The organism is Thalassococcus sp. (assembly GCF_982780845.1).
Window position 1 is genome coordinate 117,392 of record NZ_CEYADA010000007.1, and the last position, 19,313, is coordinate 136,704.

General features: G+C 56.9%; 21 protein-coding genes. 10 read left to right on the forward strand and 11 right to left on the reverse strand.

The window, feature by feature from the left end; genetic code table 11:
• Positions 1 to 152: 152 nt before the first annotated feature.
• A complete protein-coding gene (locus tag AC4FIA_RS09780; RefSeq protein ID WP_490365690.1) occupies positions 153 to 707 on the forward strand; it encodes a Crp/Fnr family transcriptional regulator in 555 nt (184 codons plus the stop codon).
• A 160-nt stretch (positions 708 to 867) separates the two neighbouring features.
• Here the strand turns inward: AC4FIA_RS09780 and AC4FIA_RS09785 are convergent, their stop codons facing one another.
• The 6 genes from AC4FIA_RS09785 to AC4FIA_RS09810 form a co-directional block, all read right to left on the reverse strand.
• Entirely contained in the window at positions 868 to 1,470 is a 603-nt protein-coding gene (locus tag AC4FIA_RS09785) for a tetratricopeptide repeat protein (RefSeq protein ID WP_490365691.1), read from the reverse strand.
• Positions 1,471 to 1,618: 148 nt separating this feature from the next.
• A complete protein-coding gene (locus tag AC4FIA_RS09790) occupies positions 1,619 to 2,671 on the reverse strand; it encodes a dihydropteroate synthase (RefSeq protein ID WP_490365692.1) in 1,053 nt (350 codons plus the stop codon).
• Positions 2,668 to 3,336, reverse strand: coding sequence for an HAD family hydrolase (locus AC4FIA_RS09795; RefSeq protein ID WP_490365693.1), 669 nt, complete (start codon positions 3,334 to 3,336; stop codon positions 2,668 to 2,670). The genes AC4FIA_RS09790 and AC4FIA_RS09795 overlap by 4 nt, the downstream gene beginning before the upstream one ends.
• A 10-nt stretch (positions 3,337 to 3,346) precedes the next feature.
• Entirely contained in the window at positions 3,347 to 4,273 is a 927-nt protein-coding gene (locus AC4FIA_RS09800; RefSeq protein WP_490365694.1) for a methylenetetrahydrofolate reductase, read from the reverse strand.
• Positions 4,274 to 4,297: 24 nt separating this feature from the next.
• Positions 4,298 to 4,594: a virulence factor gene (locus tag AC4FIA_RS09805; RefSeq protein ID WP_103909527.1), complete on the reverse strand. Its 297-nt coding sequence runs from the start codon at positions 4,592 to 4,594 to the stop codon at positions 4,298 to 4,300.
• A gap of 180 nt (positions 4,595 to 4,774) precedes the next feature.
• On the reverse strand, positions 4,775 to 5,677 hold the full coding sequence (locus AC4FIA_RS09810; RefSeq protein WP_490365695.1) for a PH domain-containing protein: 903 nt from the start codon (positions 5,675 to 5,677) through the stop codon (positions 4,775 to 4,777).
• A 203-nt stretch (positions 5,678 to 5,880) separates the two neighbouring features.
• Between AC4FIA_RS09810 and AC4FIA_RS09815 the strand changes: the two genes are divergently transcribed.
• Both AC4FIA_RS09815 and AC4FIA_RS09820 read left to right on the forward strand, forming a co-directional pair.
• Complete coding sequence (locus tag AC4FIA_RS09815) at positions 5,881 to 6,993, forward strand: Ppx/GppA phosphatase family protein (RefSeq protein ID WP_490365696.1); 1,113 nt, start codon at positions 5,881 to 5,883, stop codon at positions 6,991 to 6,993.
• Positions 6,994 to 7,053: 60 nt separating this feature from the next.
• Entirely contained in the window at positions 7,054 to 7,809 is a 756-nt protein-coding gene (locus AC4FIA_RS09820) for an RlmE family RNA methyltransferase (protein WP_490365697.1), read from the forward strand.
• On the opposite strand, the gene AC4FIA_RS09825 is transcribed toward AC4FIA_RS09820, so the two are convergent.
• Complete coding sequence (locus AC4FIA_RS09825) at positions 7,775 to 7,981, reverse strand: hypothetical protein (protein ID WP_287473528.1); 207 nt, start codon at positions 7,979 to 7,981, stop codon at positions 7,775 to 7,777. The two genes, AC4FIA_RS09820 and AC4FIA_RS09825, sit on opposite strands and share 35 nt — an antisense overlap.
• Positions 7,982 to 8,094: 113 nt before the next feature.
• Here AC4FIA_RS09825 and AC4FIA_RS09830 point away from each other — a divergent pair, with 113 nt between their 5' ends.
• Positions 8,095 to 8,511: a lipocalin gene (locus AC4FIA_RS09830; RefSeq protein WP_490365698.1), complete on the forward strand. Its 417-nt coding sequence runs from the start codon at positions 8,095 to 8,097 to the stop codon at positions 8,509 to 8,511.
• On the opposite strand, the gene betI is transcribed toward AC4FIA_RS09830, so the two are convergent.
• Positions 8,508 to 9,083: a choline-binding transcriptional repressor BetI gene (gene betI, locus AC4FIA_RS09835; protein ID WP_490365699.1), complete on the reverse strand. Its 576-nt coding sequence runs from the start codon at positions 9,081 to 9,083 to the stop codon at positions 8,508 to 8,510. The two genes, AC4FIA_RS09830 and betI, sit on opposite strands and share 4 nt — an antisense overlap.
• Positions 9,084 to 9,207: 124 nt before the next feature.
• Between betI and choW the strand changes: the two genes are divergently transcribed.
• From choW to AC4FIA_RS09850, 3 genes are all read left to right on the forward strand, one after another.
• Positions 9,208 to 10,047 carry a choline ABC transporter permease subunit gene (gene choW, locus AC4FIA_RS09840; protein WP_490365700.1) on the forward strand — a complete coding sequence of 280 codons (840 nt, stop codon included), beginning with the start codon at positions 9,208 to 9,210 and terminating at the stop codon, positions 10,045 to 10,047.
• Complete coding sequence (gene choV / locus AC4FIA_RS09845; RefSeq protein ID WP_490365701.1) at positions 10,044 to 11,069, forward strand: choline ABC transporter ATP-binding protein; 1,026 nt, start codon at positions 10,044 to 10,046, stop codon at positions 11,067 to 11,069. Before choW ends, choV begins: the two co-directional genes overlap by 4 nt.
• A gap of 105 nt (positions 11,070 to 11,174) precedes the next feature.
• Positions 11,175 to 12,050: a glycosyltransferase family protein gene (locus tag AC4FIA_RS09850; RefSeq protein WP_490365702.1), complete on the forward strand. Its 876-nt coding sequence runs from the start codon at positions 11,175 to 11,177 to the stop codon at positions 12,048 to 12,050.
• On the opposite strand, the gene AC4FIA_RS09855 is transcribed toward AC4FIA_RS09850, so the two are convergent.
• The 3 genes from AC4FIA_RS09855 to AC4FIA_RS09865 all read right to left on the reverse strand — a co-directional run bounded on the left by AC4FIA_RS09855 (position 12,047) and on the right by AC4FIA_RS09865 (position 15,020).
• Positions 12,047 to 12,907: an alpha/beta fold hydrolase gene (locus AC4FIA_RS09855; RefSeq protein WP_490365703.1), complete on the reverse strand. Its 861-nt coding sequence runs from the start codon at positions 12,905 to 12,907 to the stop codon at positions 12,047 to 12,049. The genes AC4FIA_RS09850 and AC4FIA_RS09855 overlap by 4 nt on opposite strands.
• Before the next feature lie 17 nt (positions 12,908 to 12,924).
• Complete coding sequence (locus tag AC4FIA_RS09860; RefSeq protein WP_490365704.1) at positions 12,925 to 13,476, reverse strand: hypothetical protein; 552 nt, start codon at positions 13,474 to 13,476, stop codon at positions 12,925 to 12,927.
• Between the two features lie 164 nt (positions 13,477 to 13,640).
• Positions 13,641 to 15,020, reverse strand: a complete 1,380-nt coding sequence (locus tag AC4FIA_RS09865; protein ID WP_490365705.1) for a M20/M25/M40 family metallo-hydrolase — start codon at positions 15,018 to 15,020, stop codon at positions 13,641 to 13,643.
• Positions 15,021 to 15,457: 437 nt separating this feature from the next.
• On the opposite strand from AC4FIA_RS09865, the gene hemA reads away from it, so the two are divergent.
• From hemA to ispG, 3 genes are all read left to right on the forward strand, one after another.
• On the forward strand, positions 15,458 to 16,681 hold the full coding sequence (hemA, locus tag AC4FIA_RS09870; protein ID WP_103909538.1) for a 5-aminolevulinate synthase: 1,224 nt from the start codon (positions 15,458 to 15,460) through the stop codon (positions 16,679 to 16,681).
• A gap of 130 nt (positions 16,682 to 16,811) precedes the next feature.
• Positions 16,812 to 18,074: a helix-turn-helix domain-containing protein gene (locus tag AC4FIA_RS09875; RefSeq protein ID WP_490365706.1), complete on the forward strand. Its 1,263-nt coding sequence runs from the start codon at positions 16,812 to 16,814 to the stop codon at positions 18,072 to 18,074.
• A 102-nt stretch (positions 18,075 to 18,176) separates the two neighbouring features.
• Positions 18,177 to 19,307 carry a flavodoxin-dependent (E)-4-hydroxy-3-methylbut-2-enyl-diphosphate synthase gene (gene ispG / locus AC4FIA_RS09880; protein ID WP_490365707.1) on the forward strand — a complete coding sequence of 377 codons (1,131 nt, stop codon included), beginning with the start codon at positions 18,177 to 18,179 and terminating at the stop codon, positions 19,305 to 19,307.
• Positions 19,308 to 19,313: the final 6 nt, after the last annotated feature.

The following is a 19,313-nucleotide window of genomic DNA, read 5'->3' on the forward strand; positions in this document are numbered from 1 at the left end:
GCACAGAGTGTTTCGTTCATGCGTGGTAAAGACCCCTGTCGGATCTTGCACTGATCCGAACAGTGTTTAACAGGTTGGTAGGGCGCCCGCGTATGTTATCTGTCGAACTCTTGGGCTGGGCCGGTTCGGCTGCGACCCTTGCTGCGTATTCCATGAAAACGATGCTGCCGCTCCGTATCGCCGCGGTTCTATCGAGCGTATTTTTCATCAGCTACTACGGCATTATCGGCATCTGGCCATCACTGGCGCTGGAATTGGTCCTGCTTCCGTTCAACCTTTATCGGGCGTGGCAGATCCTTTCCTTGCGCCGCAAGGTCGAAGCCGCTCGTGCTGAACAGGTCGATGATTTTTCGGTCCTCAAAGCCTATGGAAAATCGCGCGATCTCGAAGCTGGGATGACCATTTTTCGGCGGGGCGATGCACCTGACCACCTCTACCTGATCGAAAAAGGCCAAGTGTATCTCGAAGAAATCGACGTCACACTCGGCGCCGGTGAAATATTTGGCGAAATCGCCTTCTTCTCAGATGCCAAAGAACGCATGGCGACAGCGCGCTGTACCGAAGACACCAGAATTTATATGGTTGATGAAAAGACCTTCATGCAGTTGAATTTCCAAGACCCAAGCTTCGGCCTACAGGTTATGCGGATCATCACGCGACGTATCGTCGAAAGCGTCAGCCACTCCCCCCAACTGTTCCAGCGCTAGTAATTAGCCACCGCACTCAAACCTTTTGCAGCGCCTCTGTTTCATCTGTCCGAAAATACTCAGGGGGTCTGGGGGCATCGCCCCCAGCCTTGCGTGTCCTTTTTAGATCTCCCGTGGCTGTCGACACGCGCTCGCTACAGCTCGGTCAGAGGCCTGCCCATCAGTCTGCGTCTTCGCAACCAAAGGCACCGCACCATGCGCCCGTGTAGGTAATCTCGTCCATACGCTCGGCTAGTGGGCCGGTGATCCCCAGATCATTGGCTTTCTCCGCGTAGGCGACAGCCAATTCCATATTCTCGGGAATGCCATACAACCCTTCATAGAAAATCAAGGCCAGGTCGGCCGCGGCGGTGGCGTGCCCTTCTTTGGCGGCGAACCTTAGCATGGTCAGGCCAAAGACTTTGTTCTCGGGCACGTATTCGCCCTGCAACATGAGGTTCCCGTAGTTCTTCATGGCCACGGGATAGCCGGCCTCGGCGCCGCGCCGCACAAAGCCGATCCATTCTTCGGCGTTGTGGCGGACAAAGGCGCAGTCCTGTTTGGGGCTGATCATCCAGGCAAGGCTGGTCATTGCGACAGGATTATATCCCTGCGTCGCAGCATCAAAAAGCTTGGCAAAGGCGTCTTCGTCTCCAGCGCAGGCGGCGGTGGACTTTTTGATATAGTAAGCGCGTGGTGTAGCCCACTCCGGGTCCAGCTTGTCCGCGAATGCAGGTGCCGTCGTTATTGCGGCAAGAAGGGCGGAGTTCAGCAGCGCTTTCATCGGGTTACGGCCTTTGTCGTTTAGTTGTGGTGCTTTGGTCTTGGCTCTTCGCGTAGCATGGTGCAACGGGCTTTGCCAAAACACAAAAAAGGCCGGGCGCAGTGGAGGCGCCCGGCCAATTGTCAAAAAACAAGCGCTTGGCTACGTCTTAGCCGCGACGACGGCGACGACCACCTGCGCGACCACCACCTGCAGGTGCCGCGTCCGGATCCTTGTTGAAGGCAATCCAGTCACCACCATGCGCGTCGTTGTCTGTCAGCAGGTTGGCCGCGCGGATGGCTTCCATTTCCTTGCCTGGGCGGTACTTGGTCGAGCCGAGGTTGAACATTTTGCAGAACGCCTCGTCGTCCATGTCCGGCGGCAGCATCACGCCAGCCGCTTCGACTTCCGCGCGCTTTTCGGCGATCTTTTTGGCGGATACGGGCAGGGCGATCGGGTTCATAATCGCCGATGTCATGCCTGTGGCCATCGCCATGGGCAGGAACGCGTTGTTGATGCCGTGACGGTTGGGCAGGCCGAAGGAAATGTTGGAGGCACCGCACGTGGTGTTCACACCCAGTTCTTCGCGCAGGCGACGGACCAGCGCAAAGACCTGATTGCCTGCTGTGGCCATCGCGCCGATGGGCATGACCAGCGGGTCAACCACGATGTCGTGCGCCGGAATGCCGTAGTCGGCTGCGCGTTCAACGATACGTTTGGCCACGGCAAAGCGGACGTCGGGGTCTTCGGAAATGCCTGTGTCGTCGTTCGAAATCGCCACAACGGGAACGTTGTATTTCGCGACCAGCGGCAAAACAAATTCCAGACGCTCTTCTTCGCCTGTGACCGAGTTTACCAGCGGGCGGCCTTTGGCGGCTTCCAGACCGGCCTCAAGCGCAGCGGGAACCGAACTGTCGATACAAAGCGGCACGTCAACAAGGCCCTGAACCAGTTCGATCATCTTCCGCATCAACGGCGGTTCGGTCTCGTTCGGGTTGGGGTTCGAGTTGTAAACAACACCTGCGTTCACATCCAGAATGTTGGCGCCAGCGGCAACCTGTGCCAGCGCGTCGCTTTCAACGGTGGAAAAATCGCCAGCTTCCAGTTCGGCAGCAAGTTTTTTGCGGCCCGTCGGGTTGATCCGTTCGCCGATCACGCAGAAGGGCTGGTCAAAGCCCATAATGGCGGTCTTGGTGGCTGACTCGATAATAGTACGGGTCATGAGTGTGCTCCTGTTGGGGTCATTCTGCGATCAAGCTCTGTAAGAAGGAGCGGATCATCAAAGGTGTCGATTGTCATATGGGCGCCAGCGGCGCGAAGCTCTGCATCATTCAGGCTGGACCGAAGGCCAACGCAGAACGCACCGGATGCGCGGGCGGCTGTCATACCGGACGGGCTGTCTTCAAAGGCAAAGCTCAGTTCGGGGCCTGACCCTGTTGCCTGCATGGCGGCCAGATAGGGGGCAGGGTCCGGTTTTCCGCGTTCGCATTCTTCGCCGATAATCAGCGTTTCGAAACGTTCGCGAAGACCGATGGCATTCAGCATCGCATCGGCGTTCACGCGCGGTGCATTGGTGACCAGCGCGCGGCCCCAGCCTTTGGCATCGCACAGATCCAAAAGTTCGATCAGACCGGCAACCGGTTCTGCCGACGCGCCGAGTTTGTCTCGAAAACGGGCTTCCTTTTCGTGGCTCAGCGCCTCCGCATCTTCATTCGGAAAAGCTTCACTAAAGATGTCCGCGTTCAGACGGCCGTGGATGTGACGCAGGTAATAGGCTTCATCAATGGCCCTGCCACGTTCGGCGAACAATTCCTGAAACACGGCCGCATGAAGCGGGTCTGTGTGCAGCAGGGTGCCGTCCAGATCGAAAAGCAGGGCAGGGCGCATGGTGAAAGACTTATCCTGTCTTGCTGTTTGTCAGGGTGTCGCCACGACGCTCGGACAGCCATTCGGCGCTGGCTTTGATACCACCCAGCGGGAACAGGTGAATGTTCTCGATGTTGGTTGCGTCGGACCCTGCCACGCCATCAGCGATGCCATCAACCACATCGTCCGGTGTGAACGGCAGCAGCAGTTTCGTGACATCCTTGGCACGCTTTTGCAGTACGGACAGAGACGGGCCGACACCGCAGGCGATGGCGAATTTGATCAGCGTCTGCAATTTCGCGGGGCCCGCGACGCCCACGTGAACGGGCAGCGTGATGCCTGCGTCCTTCAGGCGTGTGGCCCATGCGATTACGGGTTCGGGGTCGAACACAAACTGGGTCGCCATGGCGATTTGTGCGTCTGTGCGCTCGGCAAAGGCGTTTTTCCACTCCAGCGCTTTGGTCACTTCGGCCTCGCCGCCATCGGGGTCGATGTCGCGGTTGCCTTCGGGGTGACCGGCAACATGCAGGCGTTTAAAGCCCGCCTTGTCGAACAGGCCACTTTCCAAAAGCTGGATCGAGCTTGCGTAATCGCCGTGGGGGTCTTTGACGCCGCCAGCCAGAACAAGCGCCTGATCAACTCCAGCTTCGCCCTGATAGCGGGCAATCCAGTCACCCAGCGTCGCCTTGTCGGCAATAATGCGGGCAGGGAAGTGCGGCATCACAGGGAAGCCTTCGCCAGCGATACGCTTGGCGGTGGCGACCATGTCCTCGATCGGGGTGCCTTCGATGTGCGCGATGTAGACGCGTGTGTTTGCAGGAAGAATGCTTGTAAAGCTTTCGACCTTCTCGGCCGTGCGCGGCATTACCTCGATCGAGGCATTGGCCAAAAGTGCGGACGCCGCCGGGGTCGCGGTTTTTGTCGCGGCTTGTTTTCTGCCAAATTTAATCACGGCCATGTATTCCTCCTACGCCTATGCGTTTCAGGCCTTGCCCCCGTTTTCAATCAAGACTTTCAGCCGTTCGGTGTCGTACTCTTGGTCGATCCGTGCGGTTTCAGCCTGAATGATCTCGGATGCTTCGCCCTCTACCTGATAAGGGGTGCCTTTGCGCCATTCGGACAGGTATTCATCGGTGCCTGCTGCGCCGGATTTCATGGCAGCGCGGTCGATGGCCTGTTCAAAACGTTCGGGCAACTGGGCCTTGGTGCCGCGACGGCCTTTGCCCACGGTGATCTGCGCGGGGATATCGCGCCAGTAGACAATGGTGACGTCAGGCATCTTGGCCTCCCTCGTGATAGTTCTGCATAGCGCGGAAGAAACGACACGCACGGTCGGATTTCGACCCTCGGTGCGATCTTCGCGACGTCCTGTACATATGCGGTAGCCGCCAAGGTGGCTACAGTGCGTTCAACCCAAAGTTTTCACACAGAACGTGAGCGCTGCTCATAATAGGCGTATTTAGCGCCTTATCAGGGTTACACCGGACATTTTGCCGATGCGGGCTACGTCGTTCGCGTATCTGCTTTGCAGAATTTCGGCATCTTTTTCCGAGAATGCCGCAATCGGCGGGCCCGAGGTGTCGTCGGCGTATTTGCGGATCATCTCGGCGAGACCCGCGGGGGATAGTTTCTTGCCGCTGGCAAAATGCGCCTGCATCGCGCGGCAGGCGGCGTCGGTCGCCGATACGTTGAAGCGGCGTTCAAGCGGGGCGAAAGTGATCTGTTCGGTTTCCGGCATCAAGTGTTGAAGCATTTCGATGTGCGACCAGCGGTCTTCGTAGGTCAGGACCACCAGTTCGTCGGGGGTAAAGGCATTGCGGATGTCGTCGATCAGTTCAGGCCAACCGCGGTCAGCTTTTATCTGATCGGCCGCGTATTCAACGAAAGGCGCGATTTTTCGAAACTCGCAGCGTTTGCGATAGGCCGAGGGTAGGAAGGTGTCGTAACTGCGTACGACAAACAGCGCACGACGTACCTTGCCCGTCAGGCCACTTTGGAAAAACTGCATCCGGTCAAAGGCCGCGCCATAGGGGTGTTCGGAAAAGATAGAATTAAAACTGCCGGGAATATTTTCTTCAGAGACGAGCGTACGTGCCCGATGGTTGATGCGGCATTCCTCGAACGCAAGGTTGAGCCATTCGCGCCGTTCGTCCAGATCGTCTTTGCGGAAATGCCGCGCGTCCGGCAGCCGCAGTTTGAACGACCCCTCGGACGCACCATCGCGGTTCGCCACGGCAAGGTTCACGCCAAAATCCTCAAAGTTGTCAGCATTGCTGGCCAGAAATTCCTGAAAGCTGCCAGTGCCGGTGCGATGTGCGCCGAGATGCAGATAGACGCCGTCTTGTGGCAGGTAGATAGGCATAACCAACCTTTTGATTTGTTTGGCGCATGATGTTTTGCGCGGCGTGTTCGGGCAAGCCGCAATTGATAAACTGGACACCGGCGTGGCCGAATTGCACAGGGCCAGAGCAGAGCATTACGACGAAAGCAGCGTGTTGCCCATTGCTCAGTTGTCAGGTGCTGCATATACTGAATGTAAGTTGTCATTCGGAAAGGCGCATAGAAATGGCGCCAAAGCGTCCCAACGGTGCTGGCGCTTTCCCGAAACCGGTAGAGAGCCCCGCGCCGCAAAGGCCGGATCCGAGCGAATTGTATGCCGCATTGGATCTGGGTACGAACAGTTGTCGTATGCTGATTGCCCAGCCTAAGGGCAGTCAGTTTCACGTTGTCGACAGCTTTTCTAAATCAGTTCAGTTAGGTCATGGGCTTGAAAAAACGGGCAGGTTAAGTCGTGCGTCCATGGGGCGGACGATCTCTGCGCTGCGGGTCTGTCAGCAAAAGATCAAGCGCCACAAGGTCAAACGCATGCGGCTTGTCGCGACCGAGGCCTGTCGCCGTGCCGCCAACTCGCGCGAATTCATTCGCGCCGTGAAACGCGAAACCGGTCTGTCGCTTGAGATCATCGCGCCCGAGGATGAAGCCCGTCTGGCGGTCATTTCCTGCGCGCCACTGGTGTCGACCAAAACCGAACAGCTTTTGGTGGTGGATATTGGTGGGGGATCGACCGAACTGGTCTGGATCGACCTGTCATCGGTTCCGCATCGTGACCGGCCCCGCGCCATCATGCGTCTGCATGCAGGCTTCCATCAGCTAGAAAGCCCGTTTCCCGCGGCCAAGGTTGTCGATTGGATCAGCGTGCCGTTGGGGGTTGCGACCCTGCGGGATCAGTTTCTGGACGTTGAAGATGACGCCGGGCGCTATGCGTTGATGAGTTGGTTCTTCGAAGAGAACCTTGCCGAGTTCGCGCCTTACAAGGACGAACAGGCGCGGGAAGGGTTCCAGATCGTTGGCACCTCTGGGACAGTGACCACCGTAGCCGCGTCGCATCTGGGGCTGAAACGCTATGACCGGACCAAGGTGGACGGTCTGCGGATGACATCCGATCAAATCGAAACCGTCATCAACCGTTATCTGGAAATGGGGCCGAACGGTCGCCGCAAAGATCCGCGTATCGGTCAGGACCGTCAGGCGTTGATCATGTCAGGGGCCGCGATTTTGCAGGCGCTTTTGCGCTGCTGGCCGACAGATCGCCTGTCTGTAGCTGACCGTGGTTTGCGCGAGGGGCTGCTTTATGCACAGATGTCGGCAGACGGAGTGCTTGAGGATGGCCCGTTTTAAGGGCAAATAGCGCCAAAAGGGTTGGGCGAACTGTGCGATCCGCAATGAAAAAGTAAAGTCATGGCCAAGAAACCAACAAGCAAGAACACCTCGGGACGCGGCGAACGCGATTTGAAGGTCAAGGTAAAGACCGCCCGCGGGCGCAAGCTTAGCTCGACCCGTTGGTTGCAGCGGCAACTGAACGATCCTTACGTGAAACGCGCCAAGGCGGATGGTTATCGCGGCCGCGCTGCCTACAAAATTCTGGAGCTGGACGACAAGTTCCGCTTCCTGGTGCCCGGTGCGCGTGTTGTTGACCTTGGATGCGCCCCAGGTGGCTGGTGTCAGGTTGCGGTCAAGCGCGTCAATGCGCTGGGCGAAAAGAAGGGCAAAGCTATCGGCACTATTCTGGGTGTCGACCTGCAAGAGGTTGAGCCCATCGCGGGCTGCGAAATCCACCAGTTGGATTTCATGCAAGATGATGCCGATGATCAGGTAAAAGCATGGTTGAACGGTAAGGCCGACGTGGTCATGTCGGATATGGCTGCGGCCTCATCCGGTCACAAGCAAACAGACCACCTACGCATTATGGCTCTGTGTGAAGCAGCAGCTTACTTTGCCTTCGATGTTCTGGAAGAAGGTGGCACATTCGTTGCCAAGGTGCTGGCTGGCGGAGCCGAGGGTGATTTGCAGAAGATCTTGAAGCAGAACTTTACCAAAGTCATGCATATGAAGCCGCCGGCGTCGCGATCGGATTCATCGGAAAAATTTGTGGTGGCGACGGGCTTCCGTGGGAACCGTGCTACTCAGCAGCAAGAACAGTCTGAGGAAGAGTAAAGGACCGGTTCGCGCGGTTCTGGAACTCCATCAACGCGTCGAGCGTCATGGGCTTATCCGTGGCTTGATCGGCAAGCGTCGTTTGACGCCAGACTTGCCCATGCAGCGCAAACAGGCGTTCAAGCCGCTGGCTGCGCGATGCATCGCTTGGGAGAATCGGAAAATGCTTCACTGGACACCTGCAATCTGGTTTGTCCTAGGCGTAGCGGGCAAATCGGGCAGGGGTGGTGCGCTTTCGTGATCAATAAAAGAAAAAATACGGCATTAATTAGCGCGGTTGTCGGAATGACTGTGTTGGTTGGCTGCCAGAAACCCGCCGAAACGGTGGCGCCTGTGGCATTGCGCAATCAATCCGCGCCTGTCGCTGCGCAGGTGGACGCGACAGAAGCTAGAATTTCAGGAGGCTGGCGTGTGGTTGCTGGCGTGGGCATCCCGGTAGCGTCCAAGGTATCCATCGGGCAAGGCGTTATGGCCGTGAATGGTTCGGCGTTGCCGTTGGCACAGGTCGGTCCGGGCCAGTTCAATGCCGGTGGCACAGCGCTTTGGGTGCATTGGCTGGACGCAGACGCGCGGACCGTCGCGATGGGCGATCCGGATGGTCATTGGTATTTTGTGATGGACCGGACAGGCAAACCTGGCGAACGGATGACCGCGGCCAGGACTATTCTGGACTGGTACGGTTACGACACTTCGCGGCTTTAGTCGTTCAAAGCGGACAGTTCGACTTCGAGAGCTTTCAGAACCTGTGCAACGGCCGGACCGGGGTCAACATGACTGCGATTAAGCGCGAACCGCAGGTAAAGGCCATCGACCAAGCCACCCAGGCGTTCGGCAATGCCATGCGCTGCGTCGCCCGCCAAGGGTCGCAGTGAATAAACCAGATTGGAATGGAAGCGACGATGGTACAGCGCCAAAAGCCGCTGCGCCTCGGGCGAGGTCTGGGCCAGAACATAGAAGTTCAGCCAAGCCGCCACTGCGCCGTCTTCGAACTGGCTGGGCGAGAAGTTGGTTTCAAGAATGGCTGTAAGTCGTTCAACAGGCTCTGTTTTTCCAGCTAGATTGGCGCGGATCAACGCGCCGTAGGTCCGCAGGATCGACCGCATCGTTGCCAGAAAAAGCTGCTCTTTGTCGCCGAAGTAATGAAAGGCCAGACCCGGAGAAACACCCGCGCGCTTTGCGATCTGGCTTACGGTGACATTCAGTGTCCCCTCGGCGCCAATTTCACGTATGGTCGCAGCGATCAGTTCCTGTCGCCTTTTCTGTTCTGCTTTCATCCGTACCAATTACCTCTGCGACAAAATGGTTGCGAATTTGATCAAAGGCATGATTAATTGACTCGTCAGTCAATGGATTGGCCGTTGGCGATCAAACCCGCAAAATCCACTTGGGAGTGTGACCATGCTCGACTGGCTTACGGAATACAAGATACCTGTCGGGGACTTTGCCGAAGCAATTTTCGATTGGGTCCGAGATAACGGTAAATTTGTTCTGGAAGCGCTGTCCTGGCTGATGGAAACGCTGATCGATGGCATTTTGTGGTTGCTTGAGACGCCGCACCCCTTTGTTGTGGTCCTCGCCTTCATGGCCTTCACATATCTTTTGCAGCGTAGTTGGAAAGTGACGGCCTTTGTGGGCGTCGGGTTTTTGTTCATTCTGAACCAAGACTACTGGGACGAAACGCTGGAAAGCCTGACGCTGGTTTTGTCGTCTTGCGTGGTGTGTATGGCGGTGGGTGTGCCTATCGGGATTGCCGCTGCGCACCGGCCCAAACTTTATACTTACATGCGGCCCATTCTGGATTTGATGCAGACCCTGCCGACATTCGTTTATCTGATCCCTGCGATTGTGTTCTTTGGCATCGGTATGGTTCCGGGCCTGATCGCAACGGTGATCTTTGTTTTGCCCGCGCCGATCCGGCTGACCTATTTGGGGGTGTCTTCGACACCGACAGCCTTGCTTGAAGCCGCGCGCGCATTCGGTGCCACGCCGCGTCAGGTGCTTTGGAAGGTCGAGATGCCATCGGCCCTGCCGCAAATCATGGCGGGATTGAACCAGACCATTATGCTGTCCCTGTCCATGGTTGTGGTTGCGGCGCTGGTCGGTGCGGATGGTTTGGGCGTGCCTGTTGTGCGCGCCTTGAACCGTGTGGACACGTCGCTGGGCTTTGAATCGGGCTTTGTCATCGTTGTTGTGGCGATCATGCTCGACCGGATGCTGAACATGGGAGGCCGCAAATGACGACTGCTGTCAAAATTGACAATGTTTCCATCGCGTTCGGCGATCATCCGGATCAGGCATTGCCATTGATGGATGCAGGTGAAAACCGTGCCCAGATTCAGGAAAAAACCGGTCAGGTGCTGGGCGTTCACAACTGTTCGATTGATGTGAAAGAGGGCGAGATCCTTGTTCTGATGGGTCTCTCGGGCTCTGGCAAATCCACGCTTTTGCGGGCGATCAACGGGTTGAACCCTGTGGTGCGCGGGGCCGTTCACGTGAATGACGGTGGCGCAATGGTCGATGTCACCCACGCCAACGCAGAAGAACTGCGCCGTATTCGTCTGAACCGTGTGGCGATGGTGTTCCAGCAATTCGGTCTGCTGCCGTGGCGAAGCGTTCGCGAGAATGTTGGTTTGGGTCTGGAACTGGGCGGCATGTCCAAAGCCGACCGCGCGGCCAAGGTCGATGAACAGCTTGGCCTTGTCGGGCTGGATGGCTGGGGCGACCGCAAGGTTGGTGATCTTTCCGGTGGGATGCAGCAACGTGTCGGTCTGGCGCGTGCCTTTGCGACTGAGGCACCGATCCTGTTGATGGATGAGCCGTTCTCGGCCCTTGATCCGCTGATCCGCACCAAGTTGCAGGATGAGCTGCTGGACCTTCAAACGAAACTGAAACGCACGATCATTTTCGTTAGTCATGATCTGGATGAGGCGTTCAAGATCGGCAATCGCATTGCGATCATGGAAGGCGGGCGCATCGTTCAGTGCGGCAGTCCGCAAGAGATTTACTCCAAGCCGGCAAATGACTACGTCGCCGAATTCGTGGCGCACATGAATCCCTTGGGTGTTCTGACGGCTGGCGATGTGATGGAACCCGCAGAAGAGGCACCATCAGTGTCTATCCCGAAATCCGCCCGTGTCAGTGAAGTCATGCAACTGGTCACGGATACCGATGGCCCAGTGGGCGTCACAGTGCAGGGCAACCTTGTGGGGCAGGTGACGGAAAAAGGGCTGTTGAAACGGCTTCTTGACCCGCGGGGCTAAGTGTACTGCGTCGCGCCTGCCACGGTGGGCGCGCATCGGTTTATCGATTGTTCCGCAGCCCTTTAGCGCGTGGTATTGTGACCCAAAATAACAGGGGCCCACACGATGCAGACCACCGCCGCCGCGCTGACTATGGTGCGCGATGACGCGTTCTACCTGAAAATCTGGCTGCGCTATTACGGCGAAATGCTGGGCCGTGAGAACTGCTACATCATAAACCATGGACGCGGCGAGGAAGTGGCCGATCTGGCCGCTGGCTGCAATGTGATCGGCATTCCCGGTGATCCGCATCCCCAATTCGAAAAGAAACGCTGGCGTCTGTTAAACGGCACGGCAGCTGGACTGTTGGGCTACTTTTCCCACGTGATCGTGACCGACGTTGACGAGTTCGTTGTTGTCGATCCCGAAAGTGGTGAGGACCTGCTGGGCTGGCTGGCCAAGCGCCGTCGTCCGCGTGTGTACACGCCCCTTGGGTTGGACATGTTTCAGCGTTTGGATGTGGAGAAGGACGAGATCGGTGATCGCGTGCTTGGTCCGCGCATGCACGCCAAGCTTGCGCCGCATCATTCCAAGCCTTGCGTATTAGGCAAAGAGGCGCAAATCGCGCGCGGTGGTCATTTCTCGAAGTTCGAAAAGCTGAACTCACCGAAAGAGCTGTATTTGTTGCACCTGAAGTATGTTGATTTTGGCGAATACGTGCATGCGATGAACAGCCGGAATGCGATTGTTCAGGAAATCGGTGTGGGGGTTACTGAAACCTCGATCGGGCGTCATTGGTTTGCCGAAGCGCGGGGCGAAGACAGAGAGGTCTTTGACAGTTTTGCATCCTACAAAATGGAAGAGGGCTTCAATCTGGATTGGGTGCGTGCCCAGATGCATGACAGCTGGCAACCCCGTGGCGAAACCGGTTTTTGGCAATTTGACAGACCGGATTACCAGACACAGGTTCGTCTGCCGGACCGGTTCGCGGGACTGTTCTAAACGGAAATCGATCCGCAGAAAGAAGCGATGGCTTGCGCCGTCGCGTCAGGCGATTGATCCGGAAAGAAATGTCCGCCTGCAATCGCCGCGCTTTCCATATCGCTGAGCCGATCTGCCCATGTGGCGCCGACGTCCATGGCTTTGGCCATGGCACCGTCTGCGCCGTATAAAACCAACGCGGGGCAATCGACGGTTCGGCTCAGGTCCTTTGTATCCAACGGCAGGTCCACATCAATCGCGGCGCGGTAGTCGTTACACATGGCGGTGATCGCGGCAGGATCGCGCCAGGCGCGGCGGTACTCTTCCAGAAGTGTTTCGTCGAAATCCGACATATCTGCCTTACCAAAACCGATCAGACAGCGTTCGAAATACATATCGGGATCATGCCAGATCATGGTTTCGGGGAACGGGGCGGGCTGGGCCAAAAAGAACCAGTGGTAGTAAGCGCGCGCGGTGTGATGTGTGATGTTTTCCAATAGATGTTCTGTCGGAACGATATCCATAACGGTCAGGCTGGCGATCCTGTCGGGTGCATCCAGTGCCATACGATGCGCGGTGCGCCCGCCACGGTCGTGGCCAGCCAGATGAAACCGGTCAAAGCCGAGCGCATCCATCAGGTCCAGCATATCCTTGCCCATAGGGCGAAACCCCATATCCGGCATCGTCTTTGGCTTAAAGCTGTCGCCATATCCGCGCAGGTCTGCTGTGACGACAGTGAAGGTTTGCTTTAAAATCGGAACGATCGGGCGCCACATCGCGCGGGTTTGCGGGAAACCGTGCAGCAAAAGCAGCGGTGGGCCGTCTCCGGCGATATCGTAGCTGATAGTGTTTTGATCGGCGTTCAGAAATTCAGGCAAAGTCCTGACCTCGGGCGTTATTGCCCGAGCGAGGAAACCAGAGCCAGACCTTTGACGTCAACATCCAAGTTGATGTCCTTCAGCGAAGAAGAGCCGCCCATATCCAGCGCGGCCATCAGCGCGCTTTGCGATCCGTTGAACACTTTGCCGGGCAAGTCCTGATAGGCCGATGGGGGTGTGGACACCACCATCATTGCTGCGACGCCGCCTGCAAGAATGCTGCCCGCAGCCCCACGTTGATCGCGACGCTTTGTGACGATGCGCAGGGCAAAGACACCCATCATAAACAACGTCAGGACAATCAGCAGGCTGAGGCCGCCCATAATCCAGAGCTGTGCATCCGCGCCAAGCGATCCTTGCGCCAGGCTGGCTTTCAGCTTGTCACGGTTTTCCACCAGCTTGATGACGAAATAGATCCACGCAAAGCCCAGCAACACAGATAACAGAGGCCGCTTGTTGACGTTTGTGTATTCACGCTTGGAAACGCCGTGGCGATAGAAATGGGCATCGACGCGCTTAACCCGCGCTCGGAATACCTCTTGGCCAGAATGTTCAAACGTGTTTGTCATTCACTCTATTAAGACGCGAAATTGGGCAAAATTTTGCGCGTGTTAAGACGTGGTTAAGATTTCATTAAGACCAAATACAACTTTTGCGCCACACCCTCTGGTTTTCAGATGTGACGCAGCGGGTGCCATTTGCGACAGCTGTTACTGCCGCAAAACCGTTATTTTCAGCTTAATTTGGAAACCGCATCCAGAATGCGGGCCCAGCTTCTAGTGCCTTTATGGAAGCTTTCCAGCGCATATTTCTCGTTCGGAGAGTGGATCTGGTCATCGTCGCGCCCAAATCCGATCAGCATCGCATCCATGTCCAACAGGGTTTTGAAATAGCCCGCAATGGGAATCGATCCGCCACAGCCCACGAAGGCCGCAGGATCGGGCCATTCGTCGGATAGCGCCGAACGTGCGGCTTCAAAGGCAGGGTGGTCGGTGGACATAACAGACGCAGGCGACGCGCCATGGGGTGTGAATTCAACCGTGCAATCTGCAGGCACCTGCGCCTTAACCCATGTGCGGAAGTTTTCGCGGATTGCGTGCGGGTCCTGTTGGCCGACCAAACGGAAGCTGACCTTGGCCGAAGCTTTGGACGGCAGAACGGTTTTAAAGCCCTCTCCGGTGTAGCCGCCCCATATGCCGTTGATTTCGCCGGTCGGACGGGACCAGATCATTTCCAGCGCGGTGTGGTCCGTTTCGCCAGCGGGGATCGACAGGCCGACTTCGCCCAGAAATTCGCTGTTCTCGAACTTTAGGTTATCCCACTGTTCTTTGATCTCTGCCGGCAGCTCGGGAACGCCGGCATAGAAATCAGGCACGGTGACGCGGCCCTGTTCATCGTGCAGACCGCCAAGGATTTTGGTCAGGACGCGGATCGGATTGCGGGCAGGGCCACCGTACATACCGGAATGCAGGTCTTTGTCCGGGCCGGTGATGGTGATCTCTTCGCCCATCAAGCCGCGCAGCATGGTGACAATGGCGGGGGTTTTGTCGGCAAACAGACCGGTGTCACAGATCAGCGCGATATCCGCTGTCAGCATGTCCTTGTTCTGCTCCATGAACGGAATCAACGAAGGAGATCCTGATTCCTCCTCGCCCTCAAAGAAGAAGGTGATGCGGCAGGGCATTTCACCATGCACAGTCTGCCATGCGCGGCAGGCCTCGACGAATGTCATCAACTGGCCTTTGTCATCAGACGATCCGCGAGCGCGAATGACCTTGCCCTTGGAGGTATCTTCCAGCGCCGGATCGAAGGGATCACGATCCCACAGGTTCAGGGGATCGACGGGCTGTACATCATAATGACCGTAAAACAGAACATGCGGGCCCTTGTCACCGATATGGCCGACGACCATCGGATGGCCCGGTGTCGGATGCTTTTGCGCATCAACCCCGATGGATTTCAGATCGGCAACCAGCCAGTCGGCCGCTTGATCGCAGTCCTTTTTATATGCGGGGTCTGTGGAAATGGACGGAATGCGAAGAAGCTCAAACAGACGTTCGGTCGAATCGGACAGGCTTTCATCAATCAGATTGAGCACTTTATCGAGAGACATTGGGATTCCTGTATGCAGGTATGAGTTGCGTTTGGGTGGGACGGTAGCAGTCTAGGTTCGGGTGTCCAGACCAGCCGTGCGCACAACTTCGTTTAAAAAACTGCCGTTTTTTGTGCAGCTTGCCTGATATTTCACAAACGCGTGACGCTAAGTTATTGGATTATTGCGCCGTTGGTTGCTTAGTCGACCAAAGGAGGCATGGTCATTGCAGGCCAAAAACGTCTATCTAGGCCGTCAACGAACTGCGTGAATATGGTGTGTGATCTGAAAGGGTAAAAAGTTTCCGAAAGTGGCCGGTTGGTTTGATCTGAATCAAGACTGCGACGGTTCGTCATCGTGTAAACGATTGCCACATGGACTTTGCATCGTTATGTATTCATGAACTTGAATAAACTGGTCGTGTGCTGCGACCATGTTGAAGAAGACTGGAGGGCAGGGTGAACTACACCTCGCAACTGGACCAAGCGATTGATCGCCTTCACGAAGAAGGCCGTTACCGCACTTTCATCGATATCGAGCGTAAGAAGGGCCAGTTTCCTCACGCGACATGGCGCAAAGAAGACGGATCGGAGACCCCGATCACCGTCTGGTGCGGCAATGACTATCTAGGAATGGGTCAGCACCCCGTAGTACTGGCAGCGATGCACGAAGCCATCGACGCAACCGGCGCAGGTTCGGGCGGTACGCGCAACATTTCCGGCACAACCGTGTATCACAAGCGTCTTGAGGCCGAACTGGCTGATCTGCACGGCAAGGAAGCCGCGCTGCTGTTCACGTCGGCCTACATTGCCAACGACGCGACGCTGTCGACGCTGCCCAAACTGTTCCCCGGCCTGATCATCTATTCTGACGAATTGAACCACGCCTCCATGATCGAAGGCGTGCGTCGTAACGGTGGTGCAAAGCGCATCTTCCGTCACAATGACGTCGAACATCTGCGTGAGCTTCTGGCTGCTGACGATCCTGCCGCGCCCAAGCTGATTGCCTTCGAATCGATCTACTCGATGGACGGCGATTTTGGCCCGATTGAAGCAATTTGCGACCTTGCAGATGAATTTGGCGCACTGACATACATCGACGAAGTGCACGCTGTCGGCATGTACGGCCCCCGCGGTGCGGGTGTGGCCGAACGTGATCGTTTGATGCATCGTCTGGACATTATCAACGGCACCTTGGCCAAGGCATACGGCGTCATGGGGGGCTATATCGCGGCCTCTGCCAAGATGTGCGACGCCATCCGTTCCTATGCGCCGGGCTTTATCTTTACCACGTCGCTGCCGCCGGCAGTGGCCGCTGGTGCGGCCGCATCTGTCGCGCATCTAAAGCGTGACCAGGAACTGCGTGAAAAGCACCAGACACAGGCTAAGATCCTGAAAACACGTCTGAAAGCGATGGGTCTTCCGATCATCGACCACGGTAGCCATATCGTGCCCGTGATCGTTGGCGACCCTGTCCATACCAAGCAGCTGTCCGACATGTTGCTTGACGGGTATGGCATCTACGTTCAGCCGATCAACTTCCCGACAGTGCCGCGTGGCACCGAACGTCTGCGGTTCACTCCGTCGCCTGTTCACGGTCCGGATGAAATGAACCGTTTGGTGTCGGCGATGGACGAGCTTTGGTCCCACTGTGCGCTGAATCGTGCCGAATTGAGTGCCTGACAACGAATCGCCTGCAAATTATCTTGCGATATGCTACCTTTGGCGGAATAAGAACGTGTACTGAGTCGCCTTGGTGCACGTAACAAAACGGGCATATAGGCAAGAGAATGGTTCGGGTGGGGCACGCGCGATGATTGGGCGCAAATCCAAAAAGACTACTCAAGAAGATGTGCAAAAGCCGCTGGGCTTTGACGACTTCGAGATTCGTCTTGGGGATGTGATGCGCGGCGAACGTGCGACACTTGGTAAATCCCTTCTGGATGTCCAACGCGAAATCCGCATCAAAGCCAGCTACATTGCCGCCATCGAAAACTGTGATCCCACAGCCTTTGATACGCCGGGCTTTATTGCCGGTTACGTCCGTTCTTACGCGCGCTATCTGGGCATGGACCCGGATGAGACATTCGCAGCGTTTTGTCAGGAAAGCGGTTTCTCGACGGCGCACGGCATGTCCGAGAAAGCATCCGGCGTCAGCAAGTCTTCCATTGGTGACCGCGCGATCAAGACATCGTCTGCTGCTGATCCGTTTGCGCAACCGAAACTTCCCTTTGCCCCTTCGCGTGACAGCTTCCTGTCGCAGATCGAACCGGGCGCAATCGGGTCGTCTCTGGTTCTGATCGCATTGGTTTGCGGTCTTGGCTATGGCGGCTACTCGGTTCTGCAAGAGGTGCAGCGCGTTCGTCTTGCTCCCGTTGAACAAACACCTGTTGTTCTGTCCGATCTGGATCCGGTTGAAACGGCTTTCAATTCTACCGTAGATCAACCCGAACAGCCCACTGAAGACGTGGCAGGCGTATTTACGCCTCCGTCCAACGAGGCGCTGGATCGTCTTTATCGTCCGCAGGCTTTGGATGTACCGGTGCTGGTGGCGCGTGACGCGCCGATTTCCACGCTGGACCCCAGCGAAGGCGGGGCATTTGCCAGCCTCGATCAGCGGAACCTGCCGTCGGCAGACGCTCTGACATCTGAATTCGATGGCATCGAAACCGCGCTTGCCGAGGCGATGCAGTCCGCTGCGCCGCAAACGCCCAAAGTTTTCGAAGACAACGCACCCGGCGTGACGTTGATGGCGGTTCGCCCGTCTTGGGTTCGTGTTCGTTCGGCGGACGGCTCTGTGATTTATGAGACAATCATGAACGCAGGCGACACCTATCAGGTGCCGCAAACGACTGATCCTGCAACGCTGCGGATTGGTGAATCGGGTGCCGTGTATTTCGTGATGAATGGCGAAACCTATGGTCCGGTTGGTCCGCGCGGGTCGGTAACAAGCAATCTGGCCCTGTCGGTGGATGAACTTCAGGCCAAATACCAAGTTGCGGAAATCCAGCAGGATGCCGATCTGGAACGTGTCATTGCGGAACTCAGCACCCCTGCGCTGGTTGGCCGCGAATAAACCTGTGTGGTTTTGACCCAGACGGGTTGTTTCCCATCTCTATTCATATATCTGCCCTTGGTGTAGTTTGATCGCTGTCAGACGCTGACCGAAGGAATTGTCATGTCGCTTAATCATGTCCGCCCTTGGCGCAATATCTACCGTCGCAAATCCCGTCAGATCATGGTTGGGAACGTGCCGGTCGGTGGCGACGCGCCGATTTCGGTTCAGACTATGACGAATACGGTGACCACGGATATCGCGGGCACCATCGATCAGGTGCAGCGCGCGGCAGAGGCCGGCGCGGATATTGTCCGCGTTTCGGTGCCTGACGAAGCTTCGGCCAAAGCGCTGAAAGAGATCGTGCGCGAAAGCCCCGTGCCCATCGTGGCCGACATCCATTTCCACTATCGTCGCGGGATCGAGGCGGCCGAGGCTGGCGCCGCCTGTCTGCGGATCAACCCCGGCAACATCGGGTCGCCCGATCGCGTCAAAGAGGTGATCAAGGCAGCGCGCGACCATGGCTGTTCCATGCGTATCGGTGTGAATGCTGGGTCGTTGGAAAAGCACCTGTTGGAAAAATACGGTGAGCCATGCCCCGAAGCGATGGTCGAAAGCGGGCTGGAGCACATCAAGATACTGGAAGATAACGACTTCCACGAATTCAAGATTTCCGTGAAAGCGTCCGACGTCTTCCTTGCTGCGGCGGCCTACCAAGGCATCGCCGAGGCGACAGATAAGCCCATCCACCTTGGGATTACCGAAGCGGGGGGGCTGATGTCCGGAACGATCAAATCGGCCATCGGACTTGGCAACCTTCTTTGGATGGGGATCGGTGATACGATCCGCGTCAGCCTGTCAGCCGATCCGGTGGAAGAGGTGAAGGTGGGTTACGAAATCCTTAAAAGCCTTGGTCTGCGTCATCGTGGCGTGAACATCATTTCCTGCCCGTCCTGTGCGCGTCAGGGGTTTGACGTGATCAAAACCGTCGAGGCGCTGGAAAAGCGTCTGGAACACATCAAGACGCCCATGAGTCTGTCGATCATCGGCTGCGTTGTGAACGGCCCGGGTGAGGCCCTCATGACCGACGTCGGCTTTACCGGCGGCGGTAACGGGGCAGGGATGGTCTATCTGGCGGGCAAGCAAAGCCACAAGATGACCAACGACCAGATGGTCGATCACATCGTCGAACAGGTCGAAAAGAAAGCGGCGGAACTGGAAGCGGCGAACGCCGAAGAGGTGGCTGCGGAATAATTCCCG